This is a genomic window from Streptomyces spiramyceticus (assembly GCF_028807635.1).
Taxonomy (GTDB): Bacteria; Actinomycetota; Actinomycetes; order Streptomycetales; family Streptomycetaceae; genus Streptomyces; species Streptomyces spiramyceticus.
Window position 1 is genome coordinate 2,252,501 of record NZ_JARBAX010000001.1, and the last position, 23,747, is coordinate 2,276,247.

Annotated in this window: 28 protein-coding genes, 1 tRNA gene and 1 riboswitch; of the genes, 10 read left to right on the forward strand and 19 right to left on the reverse strand. The window is 68.6% G+C overall.

The window, feature by feature from the left end:
- Positions 1-8 precede the first annotated feature (8 nt).
- From PXH83_RS10105 to PXH83_RS10120, 4 genes are read right to left on the reverse strand one after another with little or no spacing between them, the layout of a single operon-like run.
- Positions 9-719: a DUF1707 SHOCT-like domain-containing protein gene (locus PXH83_RS10105; RefSeq protein WP_274559058.1), complete on the reverse strand. Its 711-nt coding sequence runs from the start codon at positions 717-719 to the stop codon at positions 9-11.
- Positions 720-749: 30 nt separating this feature from the next.
- Positions 750-1,715: an ABC transporter ATP-binding protein gene (locus tag PXH83_RS10110; RefSeq protein ID WP_274559059.1), complete on the reverse strand. Its 966-nt coding sequence runs from the start codon at positions 1,713-1,715 to the stop codon at positions 750-752.
- 7 nt (positions 1,716-1,722) lie between these two features.
- Positions 1,723-2,577 (reverse strand): ABC transporter permease, encoded by an 855-nt coding sequence (locus PXH83_RS10115; protein WP_274562753.1) that lies wholly within the window; start codon positions 2,575-2,577, stop codon positions 1,723-1,725.
- 7 nt (positions 2,578-2,584) lie between these two features.
- Entirely contained in the window at positions 2,585-3,385 is an 801-nt protein-coding gene (locus PXH83_RS10120; protein WP_274559060.1) for an ABC transporter permease, read from the reverse strand.
- 200 nt (positions 3,386-3,585) lie between these two features.
- Here PXH83_RS10120 and PXH83_RS10125 point away from each other — a divergent pair, with 200 nt between their 5' ends.
- Complete coding sequence (locus PXH83_RS10125; protein WP_274559061.1) at positions 3,586-5,997, forward strand: transglycosylase domain-containing protein; 2,412 nt, start codon at positions 3,586-3,588, stop codon at positions 5,995-5,997.
- Between the two features lie 206 nt (positions 5,998-6,203).
- On the opposite strand, the gene PXH83_RS10130 is transcribed toward PXH83_RS10125, so the two are convergent.
- The 3 genes from PXH83_RS10130 to PXH83_RS10140 all read right to left on the reverse strand — a co-directional run bounded on the left by PXH83_RS10130 (position 6,204) and on the right by PXH83_RS10140 (position 7,416).
- Positions 6,204-6,524, reverse strand: coding sequence for a DMT family transporter (locus PXH83_RS10130; protein ID WP_028811654.1), 321 nt, complete (start codon positions 6,522-6,524; stop codon positions 6,204-6,206).
- 39 nt (positions 6,525-6,563) lie between these two features.
- A riboswitch (guanidine-III (ykkC-III) riboswitch) is annotated at positions 6,564-6,631 on the reverse strand.
- 68 nt (positions 6,632-6,699) lie between these two features.
- Positions 6,700-7,035, reverse strand: coding sequence for a GroES family chaperonin (locus tag PXH83_RS10135; RefSeq protein ID WP_274559062.1), 336 nt, complete (start codon positions 7,033-7,035; stop codon positions 6,700-6,702).
- Positions 7,036-7,095: 60 nt separating this feature from the next.
- The gene (locus PXH83_RS10140; protein ID WP_274559063.1) at positions 7,096-7,416 is read right to left on the reverse strand and encodes a DUF3618 domain-containing protein; all 321 of its coding nucleotides are present in this window, start codon (positions 7,414-7,416) and stop codon (positions 7,096-7,098) included.
- A gap of 163 nt (positions 7,417-7,579) precedes the next feature.
- On the opposite strand from PXH83_RS10140, the gene bcp reads away from it, so the two are divergent.
- From bcp to PXH83_RS10160, 4 genes are all read left to right on the forward strand, one after another.
- The gene (bcp, locus tag PXH83_RS10145; RefSeq protein WP_274559064.1) at positions 7,580-8,047 is read left to right on the forward strand and encodes a thioredoxin-dependent thiol peroxidase; all 468 of its coding nucleotides are present in this window, start codon (positions 7,580-7,582) and stop codon (positions 8,045-8,047) included.
- Positions 8,048-8,178: 131 nt separating this feature from the next.
- Positions 8,179-8,826: an HNH endonuclease gene (locus PXH83_RS10150; protein ID WP_274559065.1), complete on the forward strand. Its 648-nt coding sequence runs from the start codon at positions 8,179-8,181 to the stop codon at positions 8,824-8,826.
- The gene (locus PXH83_RS10155; RefSeq protein WP_274559066.1) at positions 8,823-9,488 is read left to right on the forward strand and encodes an HNH endonuclease signature motif containing protein; all 666 of its coding nucleotides are present in this window, start codon (positions 8,823-8,825) and stop codon (positions 9,486-9,488) included. Before PXH83_RS10150 ends, PXH83_RS10155 begins: the two co-directional genes overlap by 4 nt.
- A 51-nt stretch (positions 9,489-9,539) precedes the next feature.
- A tRNA-Leu gene (locus tag PXH83_RS10160) sits at positions 9,540-9,625 on the forward strand.
- A gap of 50 nt (positions 9,626-9,675) precedes the next feature.
- On the opposite strand, the gene rdgB is transcribed toward PXH83_RS10160, so the two are convergent.
- From rdgB to PXH83_RS10180, 4 genes are all read right to left on the reverse strand, one after another.
- On the reverse strand, positions 9,676-10,278 hold the full coding sequence (gene rdgB / locus PXH83_RS10165) for an RdgB/HAM1 family non-canonical purine NTP pyrophosphatase (protein ID WP_274559067.1): 603 nt from the start codon (positions 10,276-10,278) through the stop codon (positions 9,676-9,678).
- Positions 10,279-10,289: 11 nt separating this feature from the next.
- Complete coding sequence (locus PXH83_RS10170) at positions 10,290-10,673, reverse strand: hypothetical protein (RefSeq protein ID WP_274559068.1); 384 nt, start codon at positions 10,671-10,673, stop codon at positions 10,290-10,292.
- A gap of 107 nt (positions 10,674-10,780) precedes the next feature.
- The gene (gene rph / locus PXH83_RS10175) at positions 10,781-11,506 is read right to left on the reverse strand and encodes a ribonuclease PH (RefSeq protein ID WP_274559069.1); all 726 of its coding nucleotides are present in this window, start codon (positions 11,504-11,506) and stop codon (positions 10,781-10,783) included.
- 129 nt (positions 11,507-11,635) lie between these two features.
- The gene (locus tag PXH83_RS10180; protein WP_093800669.1) at positions 11,636-11,869 is read right to left on the reverse strand and encodes a PTS sugar transporter subunit IIB; all 234 of its coding nucleotides are present in this window, start codon (positions 11,867-11,869) and stop codon (positions 11,636-11,638) included.
- A gap of 222 nt (positions 11,870-12,091) precedes the next feature.
- On the opposite strand from PXH83_RS10180, the gene PXH83_RS10185 reads away from it, so the two are divergent.
- Both PXH83_RS10185 and PXH83_RS10190 read left to right on the forward strand, forming a co-directional pair.
- On the forward strand, positions 12,092-13,402 hold the full coding sequence (locus PXH83_RS10185; protein ID WP_274559070.1) for a PTS transporter subunit EIIC: 1,311 nt from the start codon (positions 12,092-12,094) through the stop codon (positions 13,400-13,402).
- Positions 13,403-13,565: 163 nt separating this feature from the next.
- Positions 13,566-14,831 (forward strand): PTS transporter subunit EIIC, encoded by a 1,266-nt coding sequence (locus tag PXH83_RS10190; RefSeq protein WP_274559071.1) that lies wholly within the window; start codon positions 13,566-13,568, stop codon positions 14,829-14,831.
- Positions 14,832-14,916: 85 nt separating this feature from the next.
- On the opposite strand, the gene PXH83_RS10195 is transcribed toward PXH83_RS10190, so the two are convergent.
- Positions 14,917-15,669, reverse strand: a complete 753-nt coding sequence (locus PXH83_RS10195; RefSeq protein ID WP_274559072.1) for an MBL fold metallo-hydrolase — start codon at positions 15,667-15,669, stop codon at positions 14,917-14,919.
- A 174-nt stretch (positions 15,670-15,843) separates the two neighbouring features.
- On the opposite strand from PXH83_RS10195, the gene PXH83_RS10200 reads away from it, so the two are divergent.
- Positions 15,844-16,356 (forward strand): type II toxin-antitoxin system PemK/MazF family toxin, encoded by a 513-nt coding sequence (locus tag PXH83_RS10200; protein WP_274559073.1) that lies wholly within the window; start codon positions 15,844-15,846, stop codon positions 16,354-16,356.
- A gap of 369 nt (positions 16,357-16,725) precedes the next feature.
- Here the strand turns inward: PXH83_RS10200 and PXH83_RS10205 are convergent, their stop codons facing one another.
- The 7 genes from PXH83_RS10205 to clpS form a co-directional block, all read right to left on the reverse strand.
- Positions 16,726-17,676, reverse strand: coding sequence for a PLP-dependent cysteine synthase family protein (locus PXH83_RS10205; RefSeq protein WP_274559074.1), 951 nt, complete (start codon positions 17,674-17,676; stop codon positions 16,726-16,728).
- On the reverse strand, positions 17,676-17,954 hold the full coding sequence (locus PXH83_RS10210; protein ID WP_274559075.1) for a MoaD/ThiS family protein: 279 nt from the start codon (positions 17,952-17,954) through the stop codon (positions 17,676-17,678). Before PXH83_RS10210 ends, PXH83_RS10205 begins: the two co-directional genes overlap by 1 nt.
- Positions 17,955-18,093: 139 nt before the next feature.
- Positions 18,094-18,198: a putative leader peptide gene (locus PXH83_RS32325; RefSeq protein WP_338054706.1), complete on the reverse strand. Its 105-nt coding sequence runs from the start codon at positions 18,196-18,198 to the stop codon at positions 18,094-18,096.
- Between the two features lie 175 nt (positions 18,199-18,373).
- Positions 18,374-18,793, reverse strand: a complete 420-nt coding sequence (locus PXH83_RS10215; RefSeq protein ID WP_274559076.1) for a M67 family metallopeptidase — start codon at positions 18,791-18,793, stop codon at positions 18,374-18,376.
- Between the two features lie 79 nt (positions 18,794-18,872).
- On the reverse strand, positions 18,873-20,330 hold the full coding sequence (locus PXH83_RS10220; protein WP_420803142.1) for an amino acid permease: 1,458 nt from the start codon (positions 20,328-20,330) through the stop codon (positions 18,873-18,875).
- A gap of 338 nt (positions 20,331-20,668) precedes the next feature.
- Complete coding sequence (locus tag PXH83_RS10225) at positions 20,669-21,286, reverse strand: DUF2017 domain-containing protein (protein ID WP_274559078.1); 618 nt, start codon at positions 21,284-21,286, stop codon at positions 20,669-20,671.
- Positions 21,286-21,600 carry an ATP-dependent Clp protease adapter ClpS gene (clpS, locus tag PXH83_RS10230; RefSeq protein ID WP_274559079.1) on the reverse strand — a complete coding sequence of 105 codons (315 nt, stop codon included), beginning with the start codon at positions 21,598-21,600 and terminating at the stop codon, positions 21,286-21,288. Before clpS ends, PXH83_RS10225 begins: the two co-directional genes overlap by 1 nt.
- Before the next feature lie 80 nt (positions 21,601-21,680).
- Here clpS and PXH83_RS10235 point away from each other — a divergent pair, with 80 nt between their 5' ends.
- Positions 21,681-23,009, forward strand: coding sequence for a nicotinate phosphoribosyltransferase (locus PXH83_RS10235; protein WP_274559080.1), 1,329 nt, complete (start codon positions 21,681-21,683; stop codon positions 23,007-23,009).
- Positions 23,010-23,124: 115 nt separating this feature from the next.
- The gene (locus PXH83_RS10240) at positions 23,125-23,709 is read left to right on the forward strand and encodes an isochorismatase family protein (RefSeq protein ID WP_274559081.1); all 585 of its coding nucleotides are present in this window, start codon (positions 23,125-23,127) and stop codon (positions 23,707-23,709) included.
- Positions 23,710-23,747 lie beyond the last annotated feature (38 nt).

Genomic DNA, 23,747 nt, shown 5'->3' on the forward strand with positions numbered 1-23,747 from the left:
AGGGGCACTCAGTCGAGCTTCTTCCGCTCGGCCTTCTTCTCCAGCTTCTCCCGCTTGCGCGCCTCCTTCAGGCGCTGCTTCTCGGCCTGCGTCACCTTGCGCTCCACGCCCACGCCGCCCATCACCGCGAAGCCGGTGATCGTCACGCGCGGCGAGTCCGGCGCCGGAGGTTCGCCCGACTCCGCCGTCACGTCGCCGAAGCCGCCCATGAAGCCGAAGCCGTTGACGTTCACGTCGAGGCCCGGCGGTACGGCGACCTGGATGCCGCCCATGAAGGCGAAGCAGCGGATCACGATCTCGCGGTCCTCGAAGCGCGCCTCGCGCAGGTCGATCTCGCCGCCGCCCATCATCGCGAACGCCGTGAACCGCCGGGCCACCGTCCACGTGCCCTTGCGGCCGAAGCCGCCCCAGAAGGCGAAGGCCCCCTTCGACGTGGCCGGTCCGCCGATCCGGGCGGGCCAGGACGACGGCTTGGCGGCAGCGGAGGCGGAGGCCACAGGCGCCACGGCCGCACCCGGAACGCCTGCAGCCCCCGGCACCGGCAGGTCGCTGACCAGGGGCTCCAGCTCGCCGTGCGTACGCGCCTTGTAGACGGCGTCGAGTCGCTGGTCGAACTCCTCCATGTCCAGCCGCCCCTCGGCGACCGCATCGCGCAATACTTCGGCAACTCTTTCGCGCTCCGCATCGGAGGCGCGCATCTCCGGAACTCCACTGGTCATGCGGAAAGCCTAGTCAACCCGGGTCGGCAGTCACAGAGTTGACCTGTCCGCGTACATCTTCGCGATCACCGCCTCGATGTCCGGCTCCCGCACCGACAGGTCCACCAGCGGGTACCGCTCCGCGACCGCCGCCACCAACGGCGCCGCCGACACCGAGGCCGGGAAGGCCAGCCACTGCCTGGGCCCCTCCACCTTGACCACCCGCGCGCCCGCCGCCTCGATCGGCGGCAGTTCGCGCTCCAGGTCGACGACGAGGGTCCGCTCGCTCTCGCCCACCTCGTGCAGCCCGGCCAGCGCGCCGTCGTACACCAGCCGTCCGTGGTCGATGACCATCACGCGCTTGCACAGCTGCTCGATGTCGGTCAGGTCGTGCGTCGTCAGCAGGACCGTGGTCCCGCGCTCGGCGTTCAGGTCCCGCAGGAAGTCCCGGACCTTGGCCTTGGAGATCACGTCGAGGCCGATGGTCGGCTCGTCGAGATACAGCACCTCCGGGTCGTGCAGCAGCGCCGCCGCGATGTCGCCGCGCATCCGCTGCCCGAGCGAGAGCTGCCGTACGGGTACGTCCAACAGCGCGCCCAGATCGAGGAGTTCGACGCACCGCGCCATGTTCTCCGTGAAACGGGCGTCCGGGATCCGGTACATGCGGTGCATCAGCCGGTACGAGTCGCGCAGCGGCAGGTCCCACCACAGCGTCGTACGCTGCCCGAACACCACCCCGATGCGCTGCGCGAGCCGCGTCCGCTCCCGGGAGGGATCGATGCCCGCGACGCGCAGTCGGCCGCCGCTCGGTGTCAGGATGCCGGTGAGCATCTTGATGGTGGTGGACTTGCCCGCCCCGTTCGGCCCGATGTAGCCGACCATCTCGCCGCGCGGCACCGAGAAGCTGATCCCGTCGACCGCCCGGACCTGCGTCTTCTCGCGGCGCAGGCGGCCCTTCTTTCTGCGTACGTCGAAGACCTTCTCGACGCCGTCCAGCTCGATGAAATCCGCGGTCAAGGAAATCTCAGCTCCCCGTACTCCGGTACGAACGAAGGCCCGCCCGCCACGCCGCCCCCGCCAGCACCCAGCACACCGCCGCCACCACCGGCGGCATGAAGGCGAGCCGGCCCGGCAGGTCCAGCGGGTACGGGCGGTCAAGGACATACAGCGCGGGCAGCCAGTTGACGAAGGCCAGCGGCAGCACGAAGGTCACCCCGCGCACGAGGTCCTTCGCGAAAAGCGACGGCGGGTACTGGAGGAGCGTAGTGCCGCCGTACGTAAAGGAGTTCTGCACCTCGGATGCGTCCTGCGCCCAGAACTGGAAGCCCGCCCCGGCCACGAACACCGCCGAGAAGATCGCCGCCCCGCTGAGCAGCATCATCGGCAGCATCAGCACCTTCAGCGGCGTCCACGCGATGTCGAGGGCGGTCAGCGCGTACGCGAGTACGAGCAGTCCCTGCGTGACCCGACCCAGCCTGCGCAGCGCGAAGCGGTCGGCCGCGACCTGCGCGAGGACCGGCACGGGGCGTACGAGCAGGGTGTCCAGCGTGCCGTCGCGCACCCGGCGCCCCAGCCGGTCCATCGAGCCCATCACCAGGTCGGCGAGGCCGAAGGCGGCGCCCGCGGTGCCGTAGAGGAGGGCAACCTCGGGCAGCGTGTAGCCGCCCAGCGCATCGATGTGCGAGAACATCAGCATGATGGCGACGAAATCGAGCGCGGTCGCCGCGAAGTTCCCGAAGGTGGTCATCGCGAAGGACGCGCGGTAGGTCATCGTGGAGCGGATCCACATCGAGGCGATCAGCCCGTACGCCCTTACGCCCGCCCACAGTCGGTCGCCCCGTCGGTCAAGCGGTCGGTCAACCCGTTCGGGTTGGTCGATCCGTCCGTCAGCCACCCTGGACCACCACCCTGCGCGTCGCCACGGACTGGAGCAGCCGCCCCGCCGTCAGCAGCGCCGCCGCCCAGCCGATCTGGAAGGCGTACGCCCGTACCAGACCCCAGCCCGTGTGCTTCCCGAGGAAGACGTCGGCCGGCACCTGGAGCAGCGCCGACCAGGGCAGCGCCCGTGCCAGCTCGCCCAGGGCGCCGGGGAAGAGGGTGAGTGGCAGCACCATTCCGGAGAAGAAGAGCCCGGCGAGCCAGGTCATCTGCGCGACGCCCGCGCCGTCGAGCAGCCAGAACGCGGACAGCGCCACCAGGAACCGGACGGCGAAGCTGACGACCACGCCGAGGGCCGCCGACGCCAGAAAGGCCAGCCATACGAGGGGGTTGGCGGGCAGTGCGAGGTCGAAGGCGAGCGCGCCGAGCGCCATCGGCACGATGCCGCGCCCGAGCAAGTGGAAGGCGGCCCGCCCGAGATCTCCGGCCAGCCAGAAGAGCTGGAGGTCGGCGGGCCGGTAAAGGTCGATCGCGATGTCACCCGTACGGATTCGCTCGATCAGCTCGTCCTCGAAGCCGCCGCCCATCATGGCGACGGTCATCAACAGCGCCTGCCCGAGCCACACATAGGTGAGCGCCTGCGACAGGTCGTATCCGCCGAGTTGCGGGCGCTCGTCCCACAGCGCGGTGTAGACGTACGCCATGATGAAACCGAAGACGGTATTGGTGAACACCCCCGCCGCCGTCGCCACCCGGTACGTCGCATAACGCCGGAAGCCACCGGCAGCCACGACCGCGTACAACCGCACGCCGACCCCCCTCCCCCGCCCCGGCACCAAAGCGCAAGACCCTAGTCCAGAGCGTCGCCCACCGCGACGCATTTAAGGGCGGGGTTCACGGGGGTCGCCCGCGCGGGAGTGCACTATGGGGATACTGCCTGAATCACCCGATACGACACCGTTACGCCGGAGAGCGAACCTCTGGCCCCGGCCAGAGAGTCTCCACGTACATGAGCGACGACCCACAGCAGCAGCCCCAGGGCTGGGCACCCCGGGATCCCTCCGCCCCGGTCCCCGGCCAGGCCACCAAGGCCGCCAGATCCAGCAAAAGGGATATGCCGGGCAGACGACGGCGCACCGGCCTGCGCCGTCTGATCCCCACCTGGCGGACGCTGCTCGGCACGTTCCTGCTGCTGGCGCTGCTGCTGTGCGGTGCCTTCGTCGCCGGTTACACGCTCGTCAAGATCCCGCCGGCCAACAGCGCCGCCACCTCCCAGAGCAACGTCTACCTCTACGCCGACGGCACCCAGCTCGCCCGCGACGGCGAGGTCAACCGCCAGAACACCACCCTCGCCCACGTCCCCAAGACCGTCCAGCACACCGTGCTCGCCGCCGAAGACCGGGACTTCTACTCCGAGCCCGCCATCGACCCCAAGGCGATGGTCCGCGCAGGCTGGAACACCCTCACCGGCAAGGGCAAGCAGTCCGGCTCCACCATCACGCAGCAGTACGTCAAGAACTACTACCTCGGCCAGGAGCAGACGGTCAGCCGCAAGGTGAAGGAGTTCTTCATCGCGATCAAGCTCAACCGCGAGGAGAGCAAGGACGACATCTTCGAGGGCTACCTCAACACGAGCTACTTCGGGCGCAACGCGTACGGCATCCAGGCCGCCGCCCAGGCGTACTACGGCAAGGACATCGACGACGTCGACACCGCGCAGGGCGCCTACCTGGCCTCGCTCCTCAACGCCCCCAGCGCGTACGACGTCGCCACCCACCCCGAGAACAAGCCGCAGGCCATGGCCCGCTGGAACTACGTACTCGACGGCATGGTCAAGGAGAAGTGGCTCGGCCCCGCCGACCGCGCCGCGATGAAGTTCCCCATGCCGCAGGTGGCCAAGCCCGCGTCCGGCCTGTCCGGGCAGCGCGGCTACATCGTGCAGGCCGTCGAGGACTACCTCACCAGCAACGGGATCATCGACGAGGACACGCTCGCCACCGGCGGCTACCGCATCACCACCACCCTCGAAAAGGAGAAGCAGGACGCCTTCGCCGAGGCCGTGGACGACAAGGTGATGTCGAAGACCAGCAAGGACCGCAGGGCCGACCGCAATGTGCGCGTCGGCGGGGCGTCCATCGACCCGAAGACCGGCAAGGTCGTCGCGATGTACGGCGGCATCGACTACACGAAGCAGTACGTCAACAACGCGACGCGCCGTGACTACCAAGTCGGCTCCACTTTCAAGCCGTTCGTCTTCACGTCGGCCGTCGAGAACGGCTCCACCACGCAGGACGGCCGCCCGATCACCCCGAACACGGTCTACGACGGCACGAACAAGCGGATGGTGCAGGGCCCGGAGGGAGCGACGGGTTACGCCCCCGAGAACGAGGACCAGGCCACGTACGGCCCGGTGACCGTCCGCACCGCCACCGACAAGTCCGTCAACTCGGTGTACGCGCAGATGGCGCAGGACGTCGGCCCGTCCAACGTGAAGGAGACGGCCGTCAACCTCGGTCTCCCCTCCAACACCCCCAGCCTCGACGCCTACCCGTCCATCGCGCTCGGCGTCGCGACCGCCAGCGTCCTCGACATGACGAAGGCGTACGCGACGCTCGCCAACCACGGCGAGCACGGCACGTACTCGATCGTCGAAAAGGTCACCAAGAACGGGCAGAACGTCGGACTCCCGATGGAGAGCGCGCAGCCGGCCGTGAACCGCCAGTCCGCCGACACCACGACCGCGATCCTGCGGAGCGTCGTCGACGGCGGCACCGGCACGGCGGCCCAGTCCGCGGGCCGCCCCGCCGCCGGCAAGACGGGCACCGCCGAGGAGGACAAGGCGGCATGGTTCGCGGGGTACACGCCCGACCTGGCGACGGTCGTCGCGGTGATGGGCCAGGACCCGGACACGGGCGTGCAGACGCCGCTGTACGGAGCGCTCGGCCTGCCCCGCATCAACGGCGGCGGGGCGCCCGCCGAGATCTGGGGCCAGTTCACGGCCGCCGCCCTCCAGGACAAGGAGGTGCGGGACTTCGACCTGGAGTTGGCGGAGGGCGCGGAAGAGCCGGTGGCTCCCCCGTCGTCCGAGCAGCCGGGCACGGGGGAACCGGAGGAGACCCCGCCGGCAACGAGCGAGTCGCCGAGCAGCCCGGACGACGGGGCGGTGGGCGGCATGACCGACACGGGCGGGGCGACGACCGGCACCGGCGGCACGGCAGAAACCGGAGGCATGACGGACACCGGAGGCATGACCACCGACACCGGCGGCACGACGGACTCCGGAGGTACGACGGACACCGGCGGGGTGACCACCGACACGGGCGGTACGGGTGACACCGAGGGCGAAGAGACGGACTGGGGCGGCACGACGGGGTCGTCGCCCACGGACGGGCTGCTCGGGGGCGGACGGGGCCGCGAGTGACGGCAGTCTGAGCGCCCGCCAGGGCGTGTCCGGCGGATCAGGCCGGCTTCAGGGTGCGGCACGTTCTCTGTGCTGGTGAGCGGGGCCTGGTGCGTGCAGCTGCAAGGCGGAGGAGGGAGGCGACGCGGAGCATCGCCGACCGACGACAACGCCGCAGATGTGCGTGCCAAGCCCCGCGGCCCAGGCATGATCCGCCGGACACGCCCTTAATGCCCGGACGTCGCCTTCAGCCCCACCACCGCCACCAGCAGCAAACAGACGAAGAAGATCCGGGCCGCAGTGGCCGGCTCACCGAGCACCACCATGCCCAGCACAGCCGCGCCCGCCGCACCGATACCGACCCACACGCCGTACGCCGTACCGATCGGCAGCGTCTTGGCCGCGTGCGACAGCAGCAGCATGCTCGCAACGATCCCCGCACCCGTGAAAACACTGGGCCAGAGCCTCGTAAAACCGTCGGTGTACTTCATCCCGATCGACCAGCCCACCTCAAGCAGACCAGCGACGACAAGCAGAACCCAAGCCATGACGGACGGCACCTCCGAAGCGAAACGCGGAATCAACGGGGAGCGTCGTCTTTGCGATTTCACCCGGTACGGCGCGTCTCGTCGGGGTGCTTCCAAGATAGCAAGGCGCAGACGTAAGGGCCGGTGACTCTGGTCACCGGCCCTTACCGCCCGCACCGCTACAGATCCCGTACCGCTACAGATACAGGCCCGTGGAGTCCTCAGAGACCCGCTCGGAAGCCACCGCATGCAAATCGCGCTCGCGCATCAGCACGTACGCGATGCCGCGCACCTCGACCTCCGCCCGGTCCTCCGGGTCGTACAGCACCCGGTCGCCCGGCACCACGGTCCGTACGTTCTGGCCGACCGCGACCACTTCGGCCCAGGCCAGCCGCTTGCCGACCGCCGCGGTCGCCGGAATCAGAATGCCGCCGCCCGAGCGCCGCTCGCCCTCGGGGGTGTCGGACCTGACCAGGACCCGGTCGTGCAGCATGCGGATGGGCAGCTTGTCGTGTGTGGGGTTCTCGCTCACGCCCCGAACCTACCTGCCCACGGGCTCGTCGTACGCCGTGGCCCGTCGTACGCCGCTGGGTCAGCCCCGCCTGCGGCGTGCCGACAGCGCGCACAGTCCCACGATCCCCACGGCCACCAGTGCCACCGGTACGAGCCGCTCAAGACGCGGGGCCCCGTCCTCGGACACGAACTGCGCCTTGACGTCGGACACGGCCCGGTTCGCCGCGACCAGGGCACGGCCCGCGGTCCGGTCGACGGTCGAGGCGACTTTCGCCTTCGCGTCACCGACGATCGTCTTCGGGTGCAGCCGCACACCGATCTCGTCGAGCGTGACGGCCAGCTGGTCGCGCCGGCTCTTGATGTCCGCCTCGATCTGCGCAGGGGTCCTGGCATCCGACACTGCGCTGCCTCCGTGGTCGTGGGCCGAATCCGGTAGTTCTTCGTCGACAGTCTGTCAGCTCGGGCCGTCACACACCCCACGGCACCCCCATTACGCTCAAGGGCGTAATCCTAATTTCGTTCCCATATCCCGCACCCATCGCGCACCGCACGAGGAGACCTTGATGAGCGAGCGACTCCAGCCCGGCGACCCCGCCCCCGCCTTCACCCTGCCCGACGCGGACGGCAACGAGATCTCCCTCGCCGCCCACAAGGGCCGCAAGGTCATCGTCTACTTCTACCCTGCCGCCCTGACCCCCGGCTGCACCAAGCAGGCCTGCGACTTCACCGACAACCTGGACCTGCTGGCCGGGGCGGGATACGACGTCATCGGCGTCTCGCCCGACAAGCCGGAGAAGCTCGCGAAGTTCCGCGACAAGGAGGACCTCAAGGTCACCCTGGTCGGCGACCCGGAGAAGGAAGTCCTCACGGCGTACGGCGCGTACGGCGAGAAGAAGCTGTACGGCAAGACGGTGGTGGGCGTGATCCGCTCGACGTTCGTCGTCGACGAGGACGGCAGGATCGAGCGCGCGCTCTACAACGTGAAGGCGACGGGCCACGTAGCGAAGATCATCAAGGACCTTGGCGTCTGAGACCCTTTCCGGAATGGCCCGCACCACGACAAGCGGGGCGGGCCATTCCGCATTGTGGACGTGACCATCCGATATTCGGTTCGTTACTCCGTACGAGGCTGCGAACGTGCGGCCGGATACGGAGGGGAACCATGCCGGTAAGCCCATACACCCATGAACGCCTCGTGGAGGCGGCCAACTCTTCGAGGACGCTGTCCGAGGCACTGACCAAACTTGGTGTAGACCCGAAGAGTTCGTCGCGGCGGTATCTGCACGACCGCATGCGGAAGCTGGGGCTGGACACGTCACACTTCGAGCGTGAGGGAGTGAAGTGGACGAAGGAGGTCCTGGAGGACGTCGTCGCTCTCTCGAAGAACATGTCCGAGGTGCTACGGCGCCTCGGGCTTGAGGTCGTGGGCGGGCATCACACCCACATCAGCCGCAAGGTGAAGGCGTTCGGCATAGACACCTCGCACTTCGCGCCTTCTTCGAGGACGGAGCGGACGCGACACAACCGCCGACGCCGATCCGCCGAGGAGATCCTCTGCGAGGACAGGTCCCCGAATGCCACCAGGGTCCAAAACACCCGGCTGCGGCGCGCACTTCTGGAGGCGGGGCGCGAGGAGCACTGCGCTCTGTGCGGCATCGAGGCCACCTGGCAGGGTGAGCCACTCCCCCTTGAGGTCGACCATATCGACGGCAACTGGCGCAACAACCAGCGAGAGAACCTGCGCTTCCTCTGTCCCAACTGCCACTCGACGACGGACACGTACCGCGGTCGCGGCAAGGGCCGCCGATGACCAGCGTCATCCGCTACACGCGCGAGGTCCTGATGGTTGCTGCTGCGCAGTGCAAGGACATCGACGAGGTCATCCTGCGCTTCGACGACAGGTCACCGGATCCCCGACTCAGGCAATACCTGATGCGCCGCTTCTCCGCGTACGGGATCGACGTCTCCCACTTCAAGCTGCGGCCCTACACGCGCCATGAGATGCCGGATGAGGACTCCCTACGGGACGCGGTTACCGCGTCGACATCACTGGCGGAGACTCTGCGACACCTCGACCGGCCCGACAGCTTTGGCTGGAGGCAGTCCCTCAAAACGTGGATTCGCGAAGCAGGACTGGACACCTCGCACTTCCTGGGTCAGGCACATCAGCGCGGGAAGCCAGGGACCGTTCCCGCTCTTGCCGCCGAGGACGTGCTCGTGCACCACGAAGGGAAGCGACGCACGACAACCAAGATCTTGCGTCGTGCGCTTCGCGAGATCGGCGTTCCGGACTGCTGCGACAGCTGCGGGACGCCGCCCGAATGGCACGGGCGCCCCATGACGCTGGAGATCGACCACATCAACGGCGACTGGAGTGATGACCGCCGACAGAACCTGCGGCTGCTGTGCCCCAACTGTCATGCGATCACTAGCACCTGGTGCCGAGGAGGAGCCCGTCGGCAGCAAGGCTAGTTCCAAAAAAATCCGTTCCCTCAGCCGGGCCGCTACGATGAGGCAGGACACGCGGCCGTGGCGGAAAGGCAGACGCGCGCCGGTTTAGGTCCGGGTGAGCACAGCTCGTGTGGGTTCGAATCCCACCGGCCGCACCAACACGAAGGCCCCGTACGACATGCGTACGGGGCCTTCGACGTGCTTGGGCTCAGCCCAACAGTTCCCGGACCACCGGAACCAAGGCACGGAACGCCTTGCCCCGGTGGCTGATCGCGTTCTTCTCGGACGCCGACAGCTCCGCGCATGTGCGCGTCTCGCCGTCCGGCTGGAGGATCGGGTCGTAGCCGAAGCCGCCCGTGCCCGACGGGGTGTGGCGCAGGGTTCCCATGAGGCGGCCCTCTACTACGCGTTCCGTGCCGTCCGGGAGGGCCAGGGCTGCCGCGCAGGCGAAGTGGGCGCCTCGGTGGGCGTCGTCGATGTCCGCGAGCTGGGCCAGCAGCAGGTTGAGGTTCGCGGCGTCGTCGCCGTGGGTGCCCGACCAGCGGGCGGAGAAGATGCCGGGGGCGCCGTTCAGGACGTCCACGCACAGGCCCGAGTCGTCGGCGACGGCCGGGAGGCCGGTGGCCTGTGCCATGGCGTGGGCCTTGAGCAGGGCGTTTTCGGCGAAGGTGACGCCGGTTTCCTTGACGTCGGGGATGTCGGGGTACGCGTCCGCGCCGACGAGGTCATGGGTGAGACCTGCGTCGGCGAGGATCGCGTGGAGCTCGGTGATTTTCCCGGCGTTGCGGGTGGCGAGGATCAGGCGCGTCATGCCACCAGTATTTACGACGTGCAGACGTTGCCGATTTCCTTGGCCGCGTCGGTGACCGGGCTCACGTCGGGGGTGCTGTCGCCGTCCTCGATGGCCTTGCGGACGTTGTCCACGGCCTTGTTGAGGTCGTCGACGGCCTTGTCGAGATCGGCGTTGTCGGTCTTGTCGCCGAGGTCGTTCAGTTCCTTGTCGATGTCGTCGAGGGCCTTTTCCGCCTTCAGCGGGTCGTCGGCCGCACTGGAAACGGCCTCCGTCAGCTTGTCGACGCTGTTCGCGATGGAGTCGGCGGTCTGGACGCAGTCCAGCGCCTTGTCCACAGCGCCGCAGCCGGACGCTGCGGTGAGCGTGAGCAAGGTGGCGGATATTGCGAGTGCGGTGCGGAGGCGCGAGGCCATGGAACGGTCCCTCCCGGAAGTGGAAGTGCGGACGGGCGCACGGTTTTGTCCGTACGCCCGTATTCGTTACGACGCGTGGGGCGCGTACGCGGTTGCTCGGCCCTGCCTCAGCCCTGGAGGGCCTCGGTCTGGAGCGCGGTGAGGTCGGCGCAGCCGCCGGTGGCGAGGTCGAGGAGGGCGTTCAGTTCCTTGCGGTCGAACGGCTCGGCCTCGGCGGTGCCCTGGACTTCGACGAAGCGGCCGTCGCCGGTGCAGACGACGTTCATGTCGGTCTCGGCGCGTACGTCCTCCTCGTAGCAGAGGTCGAGGAGCGGTTCGCCGTCGATGATGCCGACGCTGACGGCGGCGACGGTACCGGTGAGCGGCTTGCGGCCGGGCTTGATGAGCTTCTTGGCCTGGCCCCACGCGACCGCGTCGGCCAGGGCAACGTATGCCCCGGTGATCGCGGCGGTGCGGGTGCCGCCGTCGGCCTGGAGGACGTCGCAGTCCAGGACGATCGTGTTCTCGCCGAGGGCCTTGTAGTCGATGACCGCGCGGAGGGACCGGCCGATGAGGCGCGAGATCTCGTGCGTGCGGCCGCCGATCTTGCCGCGTACGGATTCGCGGTCGCCGCGGGTGTTGGTGGAGCGGGGCAGCATCGAGTACTCGGAGGTGACCCAGCCTTCGCCGCTGCCCTTGCGCCAGCGCGGGACGCCTTCGGAGAAGGAGGCGGTGCAGAAGACCTTGGTGTCGCCGAAGGCGATGAGGACGGAGCCCTCGGCGTGCTTGCTCCATCCGCGTTCGATGGTGACCGGGCGGAGCTGATCGGGGGTGCGGCCGTCGATTCGAGACATGGTGCCGAGCCTAGCCGGTGGCCGTGCATGCGTGAGGGGCCCGTTCCGGTGGCCGGAACGGGCCCCTTGCGGTGAGACGGCGGTGACTAGGCCGTGAACCGGGCTTGAGTCAGGGGCAGGCCGGGTGGGTCACATCATGTCTTCGATGTCGGCGGCGATCGGGTCGGCGTCGGTGCCGATGACGACCTGGATCGCGGTGCCCATCTTGACGACGCCGTGGGCGCCTGCGGCCTTCAGTGCGGCCTCGTCGACCTTGCTCGGGTCGAGGACCTCGGTGCGGAGGCGGGTGATGCAGCCTTCGATCTCGTCGATGTTCTCGATACCGCCGAGGCCGGCGACGATCTTCTCAGCCTTGCTGGCCATGTCTTTCTCCCTGTTGTCCAAAGCACGAAGTCCCGGCCCACCCGTGGCCGCTTTGCCACGGTAACTCACGGTTGGCCCAACTTCACGGGCGAGTAACTGCCCTGTACCGAATGATGGCGATCACCGGTGCCCCGTCTTCCGGCCGAGCTCCGGACCGTACCGCAACTGGTCTACACCAGTATGCAATGCCCGCCAGACCTCGCTAGCTCCGGGAGGACCCCGATGAGTTCGACCAGCGAGGCTGCGGGCGCGGCCGCACCGAAGAAGAGCTGGTGGAGCGGGCTTTTCCAGGGGCTTCAGAAGATGGGGCGCAGCCTCCAGCTCCCCATCGCCGTACTTCCGGCGGCCGGCATCCTCAACCGCCTCGGTCAGCCCGATGTGTTCGGTGAGGACGGTCTCGGCTGGAACGACGTCGCGAAGGTGATGGCCGGTGCCGGTGGTGCGCTGCTCGACGGAAGCCTTGGTCTGCCCCTGCTGTTCTGCGTCGGTGTCGCGATCGGCATGGCGAAGAAGTCGGACGGCTCGACGGCGCTGGCCGCGGTGGCGGGCTTCCTCGTCTACTACAACGTGCTGCGTCAGTTCCCCAAGGACTGCGAGGGCGGCGCCAAGGCGGTCCCGACCGGCTGCCAGACGGCCGACGGCGCGGTAGTCGCGTTCACGTACCAGAACCCGGGGGTCTTCGGCGGCATCGTCGTGGGCCTGCTCGCCGCCTGGTTCTGGCAGCGCTACCACCGCGTGAAGCTGGTCGACTGGCTCGGCTTCTTCAACGGGCGCCGGCTCGTGCCGATCATCATGTCGTTCGTCGCGATCGCCTTCGCCGCGCTCTGCCTGTGGATCTGGCCGCCGATCGGTGACGCCCTGGAGGACTTCAGCGACTGGCTGGTGGGGCTCGGCGCGTGGGGCTCGGGCATCTTCGGCGTCGCGAACCGCGCACTTCTGGTCGTCGGCCTGCACCAGTTCCTCAACGTGCCCATCTGGTTCCAGTTCGGTACGTACGCCAAGCCGGACGGCACGGTGGTGCACGGTGACATCAACATGTTCCTGGCGGGCGACCCGACCGCGGGCTGGTCCACGACCGGCTTCTTCCCGATCATGATGTTCGCCCTCCCGGCGGCTGCCCTGGCGATCACACACTGCGCCAAGCCACGGCGGCGCAAGCAGGTCGGCGGCCTGATGCTGTCGGTCGCCCTGACGTCGTTCGTCACCGGCATCACCGAGCCGATCGAGTATTCGTTCCTGTTCATCGCCCCTGTGCTGTACGCGATCCACGCCGTGCTCACGGGTGTCTCGATGGCCGTGACCTGGGCACTCGGCGTGAAGGACGGATTCAGCTTCTCGGCCGGACTGATCGACTACGTCATCAACTGGAGCCTGGCGACCAGACCATGGCTGATCATTCCGATCGGCCTGGGCTTCGCGATCATCTATTACGTGATCTTCCGGTTCGCGATCACCAAGTTCAATCTGCCGACTCCGGGGCGGGAGCCGGACGAATTGGGGGAGGAGATCGAGCGGGATATCACGAAGGCATAGGCCAGGAGCATGGAATCGGGGGTTCCTTATCTGTCCTTCACCGTGCTAAAACTGGTCTACACCACTGAGTGGTGTAGACCACGTGGCGAATGCGCTGCGTTTCCCGGAGATGCCGCCGTCCCCCATTTCCCCCTGGCGGCGCCTTTGCCCCCTGGAGGAATTGATGTCCACGGACAGCGCCGCCCCCGCGGCTGCCAAGAAGAAGGGCGCAGGCGCGATGGCTGTCATGCAGCGCATCGGCCGCAGCCTCATGCTGCCGGTCGCCGTGCTGCCGGCCGCCGCGCTGCTGGTTCGTTTCGGCCAGCCCGACATGCTGGGCCGGGAGTCCTTCCCGACCTTCATCACCAAGATCGCAGGCTACATGGCGGCGGGCGGCGGTGCGCTGCTCGACAACATGGCTCTCCTGTTCGCCGTCGGCATCGCGATCGGCTTCGCGAAGAAGTCGGACGGCTCGACCGCTCTCGCGGCCGTCGCCGGTTACCTGGTCTTCAAGAACGTCCTCGCCACCTTCACCGACCCCAACCTGCCGAAGGTCGCCGCTGTCGTCGACGGCAAGATCGTCATGAACGAGGCGCCGGTCAACGCAGGTGTCCTCGGTGGCGTGGTCATGGGCATCGTCGTCGCCCTCCTGTACCAGAAGTTCTACCGGACCAAGCTGCCCGACTGGGCGGGCTTCTTCGGCGGCCGCCGTCTCGTCCCGATCCTCTCCGCCTTCGCGGGCCTCTTCGTCGGCATCATCTTCGGCTTGATCTGGCCGGTCCTCGGCGCTGGTCTGCACAACTTCGGTGAGTGGCTGGTCGGCTCCGGCGCCGTGGGCGCGGGCATCTTCGGTGTCGCCAACCGTGCGCTGATCCCGATCGGCATGCACCACCTGCTGAACTCCTTCCCCTGGTTCCAGGCCGGTACGTACGAGGGCAAGAGCGGCGACATCGCCCGCTTCCTGCAGGGCGACCCGAGCGCCGGACAGTTCATGACCGGCTTCTTCCCGATCATGATGTTCGCCCTCCCGGCGGCCTGCCTCGCGATCGTGCACTGTGCCCGTCCCGAGCGCCGCAAGGTTATCGGCGGCATGATGTTCTCGCTCGCCCTCACCTCGTTCGTGACGGGTGTGACCGAGCCGATCGAGTTCACCTTCATGTTCATCGCCCCGGTGCTGTACGCCGTCCACGCAGTGCTGACCGGTGTCTCGATGGCGCTGACCTGGGCGCTCGGCATGAAGGACGGCTTCGGCTTCTCGGCCGGCGCGGTGGACTTCCTGCTCAACCTGGGCATCGCGTCCAACCCGTGGGGCCTGGCCCTGGTCGGTCTCTGCTTCGCGGCGCTCTACTACGTGGTCTTCCGCTTCGCGATCACCAAGTTCAACCTTCCGACGCCGGGCCGCGAGTCCGACGACGAGCTCGCCGAGCTGCAGAAGGCCGAGGCGAAGTAAGCCACAGGTCGTACCAACGAGAGGGCCCCCGGACCGCTGTCGGTCCGGGGGCCCCTCTTCGTCCTGCTCAGGCTGCTCAGGCTGCTCAGATCTCGTACTCGGCGCCCGCGACAGCCAGTTCCGCCGGTCCGTCGTACACCGCGCGCGCATCGGCCAGGTTGACCTGCGCGTCCGTCCACGGCGGGATGTGCGTGAGGACCAGCCGGGACGCTCCCGCGCGCGCGGCCAGCTCACCCGCCTCGCGGCCGTTGAGGTGGAGGTCCGGGATGTCCTCCTTGCCGTACGTGAACGACGCCTCGCACAGCAACAGGTCGACGCCTTCCGCCAGTTCGTCCAGGGCGCCGCAGGCCCCCGTGTCGCCGGAGTACGTGAGCGTCCGGCCGCCGTGCTGGATGCGGATGCCGTACGTCTCGACCGGGTGGGCCACCTTCTCCGTACGTACCGAGAACGGGCCGATCTCGAACGTGCCCGGCTTGAGGGTGTGGAAGTCGAACACCTCGCTCATCGACTTCTCGGTGGGGGTGTCGGCGTACGCCGTGGTGAGGCGCTGCTCGGTGCCCTCCGGGCCGTACACGGGGATCGCCGGGGGGCGGCCGCCGTCGTGGCGGTAGTAGCGCGCCACGAAGTAGCCGCACATGTCGATGCAGTGATCCGCGTGGAGGTGGCTGAGGAAGACGGCGTCGAGGTCGTAGAGACCGACGTGGCGCTGCAGCTCGCCCAGGGCGCCATTGCCCATGTCGAGGAGCAGCCGGAAGCCGTCGGCCTCTACGAGGTAGCTCGAACAGGCCGATTCCGCGGACGGGAACGACCCTGAGCAGCCGACGACGGTGAGCTTCATGGAGCGTGAACCTCCGTGGCAGGGACGGGGAGGGTTCGTGCGGGTTCGTCGAGCGTAAGGCGCGAAAGACCTGGTCGCTCCTCGATGGCCCGTCGTTGTGGGGGAAGTCACCGGCTCTGTCACCGGTTCGGGCGGAGCGCGCGAGGAGCGCGGAGCGCCGGTACGGTCGGGCGCATGGATACGTCTTGGTGGTCGGCGCTGGTCGGCGTCGTGATGATCGCGCTGGTCGCGGCGGTTGTCGACGGGCGCAGGCGGGGGCGGCGGCCCGGGGGGCGCACGCGTCCGCCGGGTGCGCCGGGGCGGCCGAGGGTGCGGACGGCGGCGCAGAGGGCGCCGCAAGGGCCGCGGGGGCAGCGTCGCAAGCCGCCGGAGCGGGTGCCGCGGGCGGGTGAGATCTGGTGGGCGGATGTGCCGTACGAGGACGGGCCGGGGTCGAAGGACCGGCCCTGCCTGGTCCTTTCCGTACGGGGTGACAGTGCGCTCATCGCGAAGATCACCACCAAGCACCGCGAAGAACGGCCGGGCGTGATCGTGCTGCCGGCGGGGGCGGTGGGGGATGCGCGGGGGCGGCCGAGCTTCCTGGAGACGGATGAGCTGCGGGAGGTGGAGGTGTGGGAGTTCCGCCGCCGGGTGGGGGTGGCGGATCCCGAGGTTTGGGACGGGGTTCGCCACCTTGCCCGCGGTTAGGCGTGGCCTGGCGGGAGTGGGCAGCGCCGGGGTGGGCAGCGGTGGGTGGGCGGACTGGCTGGCTGCTGCGCGGGGCCTTTTCCCCACCCCGCCCCTTCCCGAACCGGGGCGCTGCCCCGGGCCCCGCTCCTCAAACGCTGGAGGGGCTGAGAGTTGCGGCAAGCAAACAACATCCAGCCGGGCGCAGCAAAATCCAGCCCGTCCGGCGTTTGAGGGCACTCCCCCAGACTTCGTCCGGGGGACCCCCAAGGGCGTCCCGAACTGGGGCTTGCCCCAGTTCGGGAAGAATGGGGTCTCCCCTGCTCGAACGAAGTTGAGAGCTTGGGGAAGGGTCGGGGAAAGCCCGCCGCAGGCGCGTCCGCATGCCGCCTACGCCCAGAGCTGGCCCTGCAGGGTTTCGATGGCCGCCTCGGTCGTCTCCGCCGTGTAGACGCCCGTCGACAGGTACTTCCAGCCGCCGTCCGCCACCACGAACACGATGTCGGCCGTCTCCCCCGCCTTGACCGCCTTCCGGCCCACCCCGATCGCCGCGTGCAGCGCCGCGCCCGTCGAGACGCCCGCGAAGATGCCCTCCTGCTGGAGGAGTTCGCGGGTGCGGGTCACCGCGTCGGCAGAGCCGACCGAGAAGCGCGTGGTCAGGACCGACGCGTCGTACAGCTCGGGGACGAAACCCTCGTCGAGGTTGCGCAGGCCGTAGACCAGGTCGTCGTAGCGCGGCTCGGCGGCGACGATCTTGACGTCGGGGACGTTTTCGCGCAGGTAGCGGCCCACGCCCATGAGTGTGCCGGTGGTGCCCAGGCCCGCCACGAAGTGCGTGATGGAGGGGAGGTCGGCGAGGATCTCGGGGCCCGTGGTGGCGTAGTGGGCGCCCGCATTGTCCGGGTTGCCGTACTGGTAGAGCATCACCCAGGACGGGTTCTCGGCCGAGAGTTCCTTGGCCACCCGTACCGCCGTGTTGGAGCCGCCCGCCGCCGGGGACGAGATGATCTCCGCGCCCCACATGGTGAGCAGGTCGCGGCGCTCCTGGGAGGTGTTCTCCGGCATGACGCACACGATGCGGTAGCCCTTGAGGCGGGCCGCCATCGCGAGCGAGATGCCGGTGTTGCCGCTGGTCGGCTCCAGGATGGTGCAGCCGGGCGTCAAGCGGCCGTCCTTCTCCGCCTGTTCGACCATGTGGAGCGCGGGGCGGTCCTTGATCGAGCCGGTGGGGTTGCGGTCCTCCAGCTTGGCCCAGATGCGGACCTCGCCCGAGGGGGACAGCCGCGGGAGGCGGACGAGCGGGGTGTTCCCGACCGCCGCCAGCGGGGAGTCGTACCGCATCAGACCATGCCGCCGGCGACGGCCGGGAGGATCGTGACGCTGTCGCCGTCGGCGAGCTTCGTGGAGATGCCGTCCAGGAAGCGGACGTCCTCGTCGTTGAGGTAGACGTTCACGAAGCGGCGCAGCTGGTCGCCGTCGACGATGCGCTCCTGGATGCCGTGGTGGCGCGCTTCCAGGTCGTTGAAGAGGTCGGCGAGCGTGTCGCCGTTGCCCTCGACGGCCTTGGCGCCGTCGGTGTAGGTGCGGAGGATGGTCGGGATGCGGACCTCGATGGCCATGGCTTTCGACTCCTGTCAGGAGGGCGGCGTGCGTGAAGGGCGCGGCAGTTCGTCCCCCGCGCAGGGGCGTGCATGTGGTGCGTACTACTACATGGTGCTGCGTGGTGCGTGCGGCCGTGTGCTGGGGTGGGCCCGCGGCTCAGGGCGTACAGATCGCGCTGGCGAGCCGGCACAGGTCGACGTGCAGGCGCGCGACAAGCAGCACTGTGCTCGGCGTCGTCTCAATCACGTCGTGGGGAACCATTCGGTCATCGTATAGATTCCCGACCCGCTTCCGGGTATGTGATCTCACATAGTGACCGAAAAACGTTCATTATATGGACACGGGAGGTGGAAGACGGTCGGGGTGCCGGCCGTTGGATGCGTGCTGACCTCGGCCGATACCCCGTAGACGGTACGCAGGAGCGACGAGCAGTTGACTATCCCTGTACGACCTTGACGTCTTCCTCAGTGATCACGCCGCTCACAATGCGGAACGAACGGAACTGGAACGGGCCGGCGTCGTCGGTGTCTGCCGTGGAGACCAGGACATAGTGGGCGCCGGGCTCGTTGGCGTAGCTGATGTCCGTACGGGACGGGTAGGCCTCGGTCGCCGTGTGCGAGTGGTAGATGATCACGGGCTCTTCGTCCCGGTCGTCCATGTCGCGGTAGAGCTTGAGCAGGTCGGACGAGTCGAACTCGTAGAACGTGGGCGAGCGGGCGGCGTTGAGCATCGGGATGAACCGCTCGGGCCGGTCGGTGCCCGCCGGGCCCGCGACCACCCCGCAGGCCTCGTCGGGGTGGTCGGCGCGTGCGTGCGCGACGATCTGGTCGTACAGGGCCTGGGAAAGGGTCAACATGGGCCCCAGGATAAGCAAAGGGTCCCGCCCGTACCGAAGGTTGGTACGGGCGGGACCGAATACTGGACAGCGGTCAGGCTCAGGCCTTTGCGGAGACGCTCGCGTTCCGCTTCTTCAGCACCAGCCACGAGACGCCGAGCAGCAGCGCCCACAGCGGCGCGCAGTACAGCGAGATCCGCGCGTCCTTGTCGATGCCCATCATCACGACGACCATGCCGATGAAGAGCAGGGCGAACCAGCTGGTGTACGGCGCTCCGGGGGCCTTGAAGGCGGACTGCGGCAGCTCGCCACGGTCGGCCTTGGCGCGGTAGCGGATCTGGCTGACCAGGATCATGATCCAGGCCCACATGCCGGAGATGGTCGCGAAGGAGACGACGTAGTTGAACGCCTCGCCCGGCCACTGGTAGTTGATCCACACGCCGACCAGCATCAGGGCGGCGGAGAAGGACGTGCCCGCGAGGGGCAGGCCGTTCTTGGTCAGCTTGGTGAAGAACTTCGGGCCCTGGCCGTTGAGCGCGAGGTCGCGCAGCATGCGGCCGGTGGAGTACATGCCCGAGTTGCAGGAGGACAGCGCGGCGGTGAGAACCACGAAGTTGACGATGGCCGCGCCGACGCCGAGGCCCATCTTCTCGAAGGCCGCCACGAACGGCGAGACGCCCGGCTGGAAGTGGGTCCACGGGACGACCGACAGGATCATGATCAGCGCGCCGACGTAGAAGACGGCGATGCGCCACGGGACGGTGTTGATGGCCTTGGGCAGGACGGTCTTCGGGTCCTTGGCCTCGCCCGCGGTGACGCCGACCAGCTCGACGGCGAGGAAGGCGAACATGACCAGCTGGAGGGTCATCAGGCTCTGGCCGATGCCGTTGGGGAAGAAGCCGCCCTGGTCCCAGAGCATGGTCACCGATGCGGTGTCGCCGGCGTCGGAGAAGCCGATGGTGAGGATGCCGGCGCAGATCAGGATCATGCCGACGATCGCGGTCACCTTGATCATCGAGAACCAGAACTCCAGCTCGCCGAAGAGCTTCACGGAGATCAGGTTCACGCAGAAGAGGAGGACCGTGAAGATCAGGGCGAAGACCCACTGCGGCTGGTCGGTCCAGCCGTCCGTGCCCTTGGTCCAGTACTGCATGTACTCCGAGGCCGCGGTGACCTCGGTGATGCCGGTGACGACCCAGAAGAGCCAGTACGTCCAGCCGGTCACGAAGCCCGCGAAGGGGCCGACGAACTCGCGGGCGTACTCCGAGAAGGAGCCGGAGACCGGGCGGTACATGAGGAGCTCGCCGAGCGCCCGCATGATGAAGAAGATGACCAGGCCGGCCAGGGCGTACGCCAGGATCAGGCTGGGGCCCGCGATGGAGATGCCCTTGCCCGCACCGAGGAAGAGGCCGGTGCCGATGGCGCCGCCGATCGCGATCATCTGGATCTGGCGGGCGCCGAGTCCGCGCTGATAACCCTCGCCGCCGCCTTCTTCAGGCGGGCCGCCGGGGGCTTCGTTGTCCTTTTTGTGCGTGTCGACCTGTGCAGAGGAGGTCATGGTCGCGCCTTTCTCCATGACGATCCGGCCGTGGGGGCTCGGATCGACTGTGACGATCCTTTGGGGGAGTCCCCCGGATGTGGATGGAGTGCTTCCGGCGGTCGGCCGGTCACAGCGCACCCGGCGGACAGGGGTGGCGTCCACCGGGCGGTCGAGAAGATTTATCACGGCTGCACTATTGATCCCCACAGATCCACAGCGCCCCCTGTGGCGCACACCACGGGAAAAAGCGGACGAAAAACCCCTGGGGCGGCAAATGATCAGGCGGCGGTAATGCGATCGTTATCCGGATTTGAGCGTCCGTTGAGCGAACATCGCGCTCGATATGTCCCGACAGGTCAGGGCATAAGCGTTTCGACGAGGCTCTCCTGAAGCGCACCGAGCCACAGATACGCCATCACCATCGGCTTGCGCGGATCGGAGTCCGGCAGCCGGTAGAGCTCACCGCTCTCGTCCTCTTCGGTGACCTCCAGGCGGGTGCCGATGGTCAGCCGCAGATCGTTGAGCGTGCCGAGCCAGCGCGGGCAGTCGTCGGCCGGCAGCTTCAGTACGCCGACCTCCTCGCCGGACGCGGCCATCGAGTCCAGGCTGCGCACGACCGCGAGGGCGTTCTCGCGCTTGCGGGCCCGCAGATCGTTCTCCGTAAAACGCCTGAATTCGGCCGAACGGGCGCGCATCTCGTCCTCGGACACCCCGGATTCCGCCGGATCCGCGTGCGGGTCGCCGTAGGCGTCGGGAAAGAGACGGGCCAGCGCCGGGTCGGAGGGCGCCTCGCTCGGGCCCTCCGCGAACAGCGCGGCGAGCGGGTCCTCGCCCTCGGCGGGCTGGTCGCCCGGGCCGACCAGCTCAAGGAGCTGTACGGCCAGACTGCGCAGGATCGAGATCTCGACCTCGTCGAGGGCGACGGCCACGCCACCGCCCGGGACCTCTTCGAAGTACCCGGCGTACCCGGCCATCAGCCGCGGTCCTGCGTGAGGGTCGCCCAGAGCCCGTATCCGTGCATCGCCTGCACGTCGCGCTCCATCTCCTCGCGGCTGCCGCTGGAGACGACGGCGCGGCCCTTGTGATGGACGTCGAGCATCAGCTTGTGGGCCTTGTCCTTGGGGTAACCGAAGTAGGACTGGAAAACGTACTCGACGTAGCTCATGAGATTGACGGGGTCGTTGTGGACCAGGGTCACCCAAGGAACGTCGGGTTCGGGGACGGCGAAGGTTTCCTCGGCCGACTCTGGGCGTTCGATCTCTACGGGGGCGACACTCACCCGTCCCATGCTGCCACTCCGCAGGGGCCATCGCACAAACGACCCGGGAGAAATCGTCACTCTGACGAGATTGGGGGTAGCATCCCCGTATGAACACTGCGGACCTTGGGCTGCCGGTGGATGTGCCGTCGACAGCGCTCTTCACCGACCAGTACGAGTTCACGATGCTGCAGGCCGCGCTCAAGGCGGGCACCGCCGACCGGCGCTCGGTCTTCGAGGTCTTCACCCGTAGGCTGCCGGACGGGCGCCGTTACGGCGTCGTGGCGGGCACGGGGCGGGTGCTGGACGCCGTGGAGAACTTCCGGTTCGACGCGGGGGTGCTGGGCTTCCTGCGCGAGCAGGGCATCGTCGACGAACCGACCCTGGAATGGCTCGCCTCGTACCGCTTCACGGGCGACATCTGGGGCTATCCGGAGGGCGAGGTCTACTTCCCGGGCTCCCCGATCCTGCGGGTCGAGGGCACCTTCGCCGAGTGCGTGCTGCTGGAGACCGTGATCCTTTCGATCCTCAACCACGACTCGGCCATCGCCGCCGCCGCGTCCCGGATGGCCGCCGCGGCGGGCGAGCGCCCGCTCATCGAAATGGGCGCCCGGCGTACGCACGAGCTGTCCGCCGTCGCATCGGCGCGCGCCGCGTATGTCGGCGGGTTCACCTCGACCTCGGACCTGGCGGCCGGTTTCCGGTACGGCATCCCCACCGTCGGCACCAGCGCCCACGCCTTCACCCTGCTGCACGACAAGGAGCGCGACGCCTTCCAGGCACAGGTCGCCTCGCTCGGCAGCGGTACGACGCTGCTGGTCGACACGTACGACGTGGCGGCGGCGGTCCGTACGGCCGTCGAGGTGGCGGGGACCGAGCTCGGCGCGGTCCGTATCGACTCCGGGGACCTGCTGCTGGTCGCGCACCGGGTGCGGCAGCAGCTGGACGAACTCGGCGCCACCGGGACCAGGATCGTGGTGACGAGCGACCTCGACGAGTACGCGATCGCTTCGCTGGCGGCGGCTCCGGTGGACGCGTACGGCGTGGGCACTCAGCTGGTCACCGGCAGCGGGCACCCCACCTGCTCCATGGTCTACAAGTTGGTCGCCAGGGCCCGCTCGGGGGACCCCAAGGCGCCGCTCCAGTCGGTCGCGAAGAAGTCCCTGGGCGGCAAGTTCTCGCTGGGCGGCCGCAAGTGGGCCGCGCGCAGGACGGACGCGTACGGCGTCGCGGAGGCGGAGGTCGTCGGCACCGGGCCGGTCCCGGCGGAGCTGGCCGACCGGCAGCTGCTCGTCGAGCTGATAAAGGGCGGCGAGGTGGTCGCCAGGGAGCCGCTGGACGAGGTGCGCGACCGGCACATCGCCGCGCGCGGCGGGCTGCCCATGTCCGCGGTGCAGCTGTCGAAGGGAGAGCCGGTGATCCCGACAGAGTACGTATGAGGGGGCCGGCCGACCCCCTATCAGTCAATCGCCCCCTCCCACAAGGCCGTTGGAGTCTCTACCCTCAACACTCTCGACCCCGTCCCCGCCACTCCCCCACCGAAGGGCCCCCGCCATGCACCGCGCCTTGATCGTCGTCGACGTTCAGAACGACTTCTGTGAGGGCGGCAGCCTCGCGGTGGCGGGCGGTGCCGATGTCGCCGCCGCCGTGACCGACCTGATCGGCGAGGCCCCGGCCGGCTACCGCCATGTCGTCGCCACCCGCGACCACCATGTCGACCCGGGCGACCACTTCTCGGCCAGCCCGGACTACGTCCACTCCTGGCCCGTGCATTGCGTCGCCGGTACGGAGGGCGTGGGCTTCCACCCGAACTTCGCGCCGGCCGTCGCCTCGGGCGCCATCGCCGCCGTCTTCGACAAGGGCGCGTACGCCGCGGCGTACAGCGGCTTCGAGGGCACCGACGAGAACGGCGTCCGGCTCGCCGACTGGCTGCGCGAGCGTGGCGTCACCGAGGTCGACGTGGTCGGCATCGCGACGGACCACTGCGTGCGCGCGACCGCGCTGGACGCGGCGCGGGAGGGCTTCGCCACGCATGTGCTGCTCGACCTGACGGCCGGAGTCTCGCAGGAGACGACGGCTGCGGCGCTGGAGGAGATGCGCGAGGCGGGCGTGGAGCTGTCGGGCAAGCCGGTGGTCTAGGCGTACGTCACGCCCGGCGCGGGCGCCTCACGCCGGGC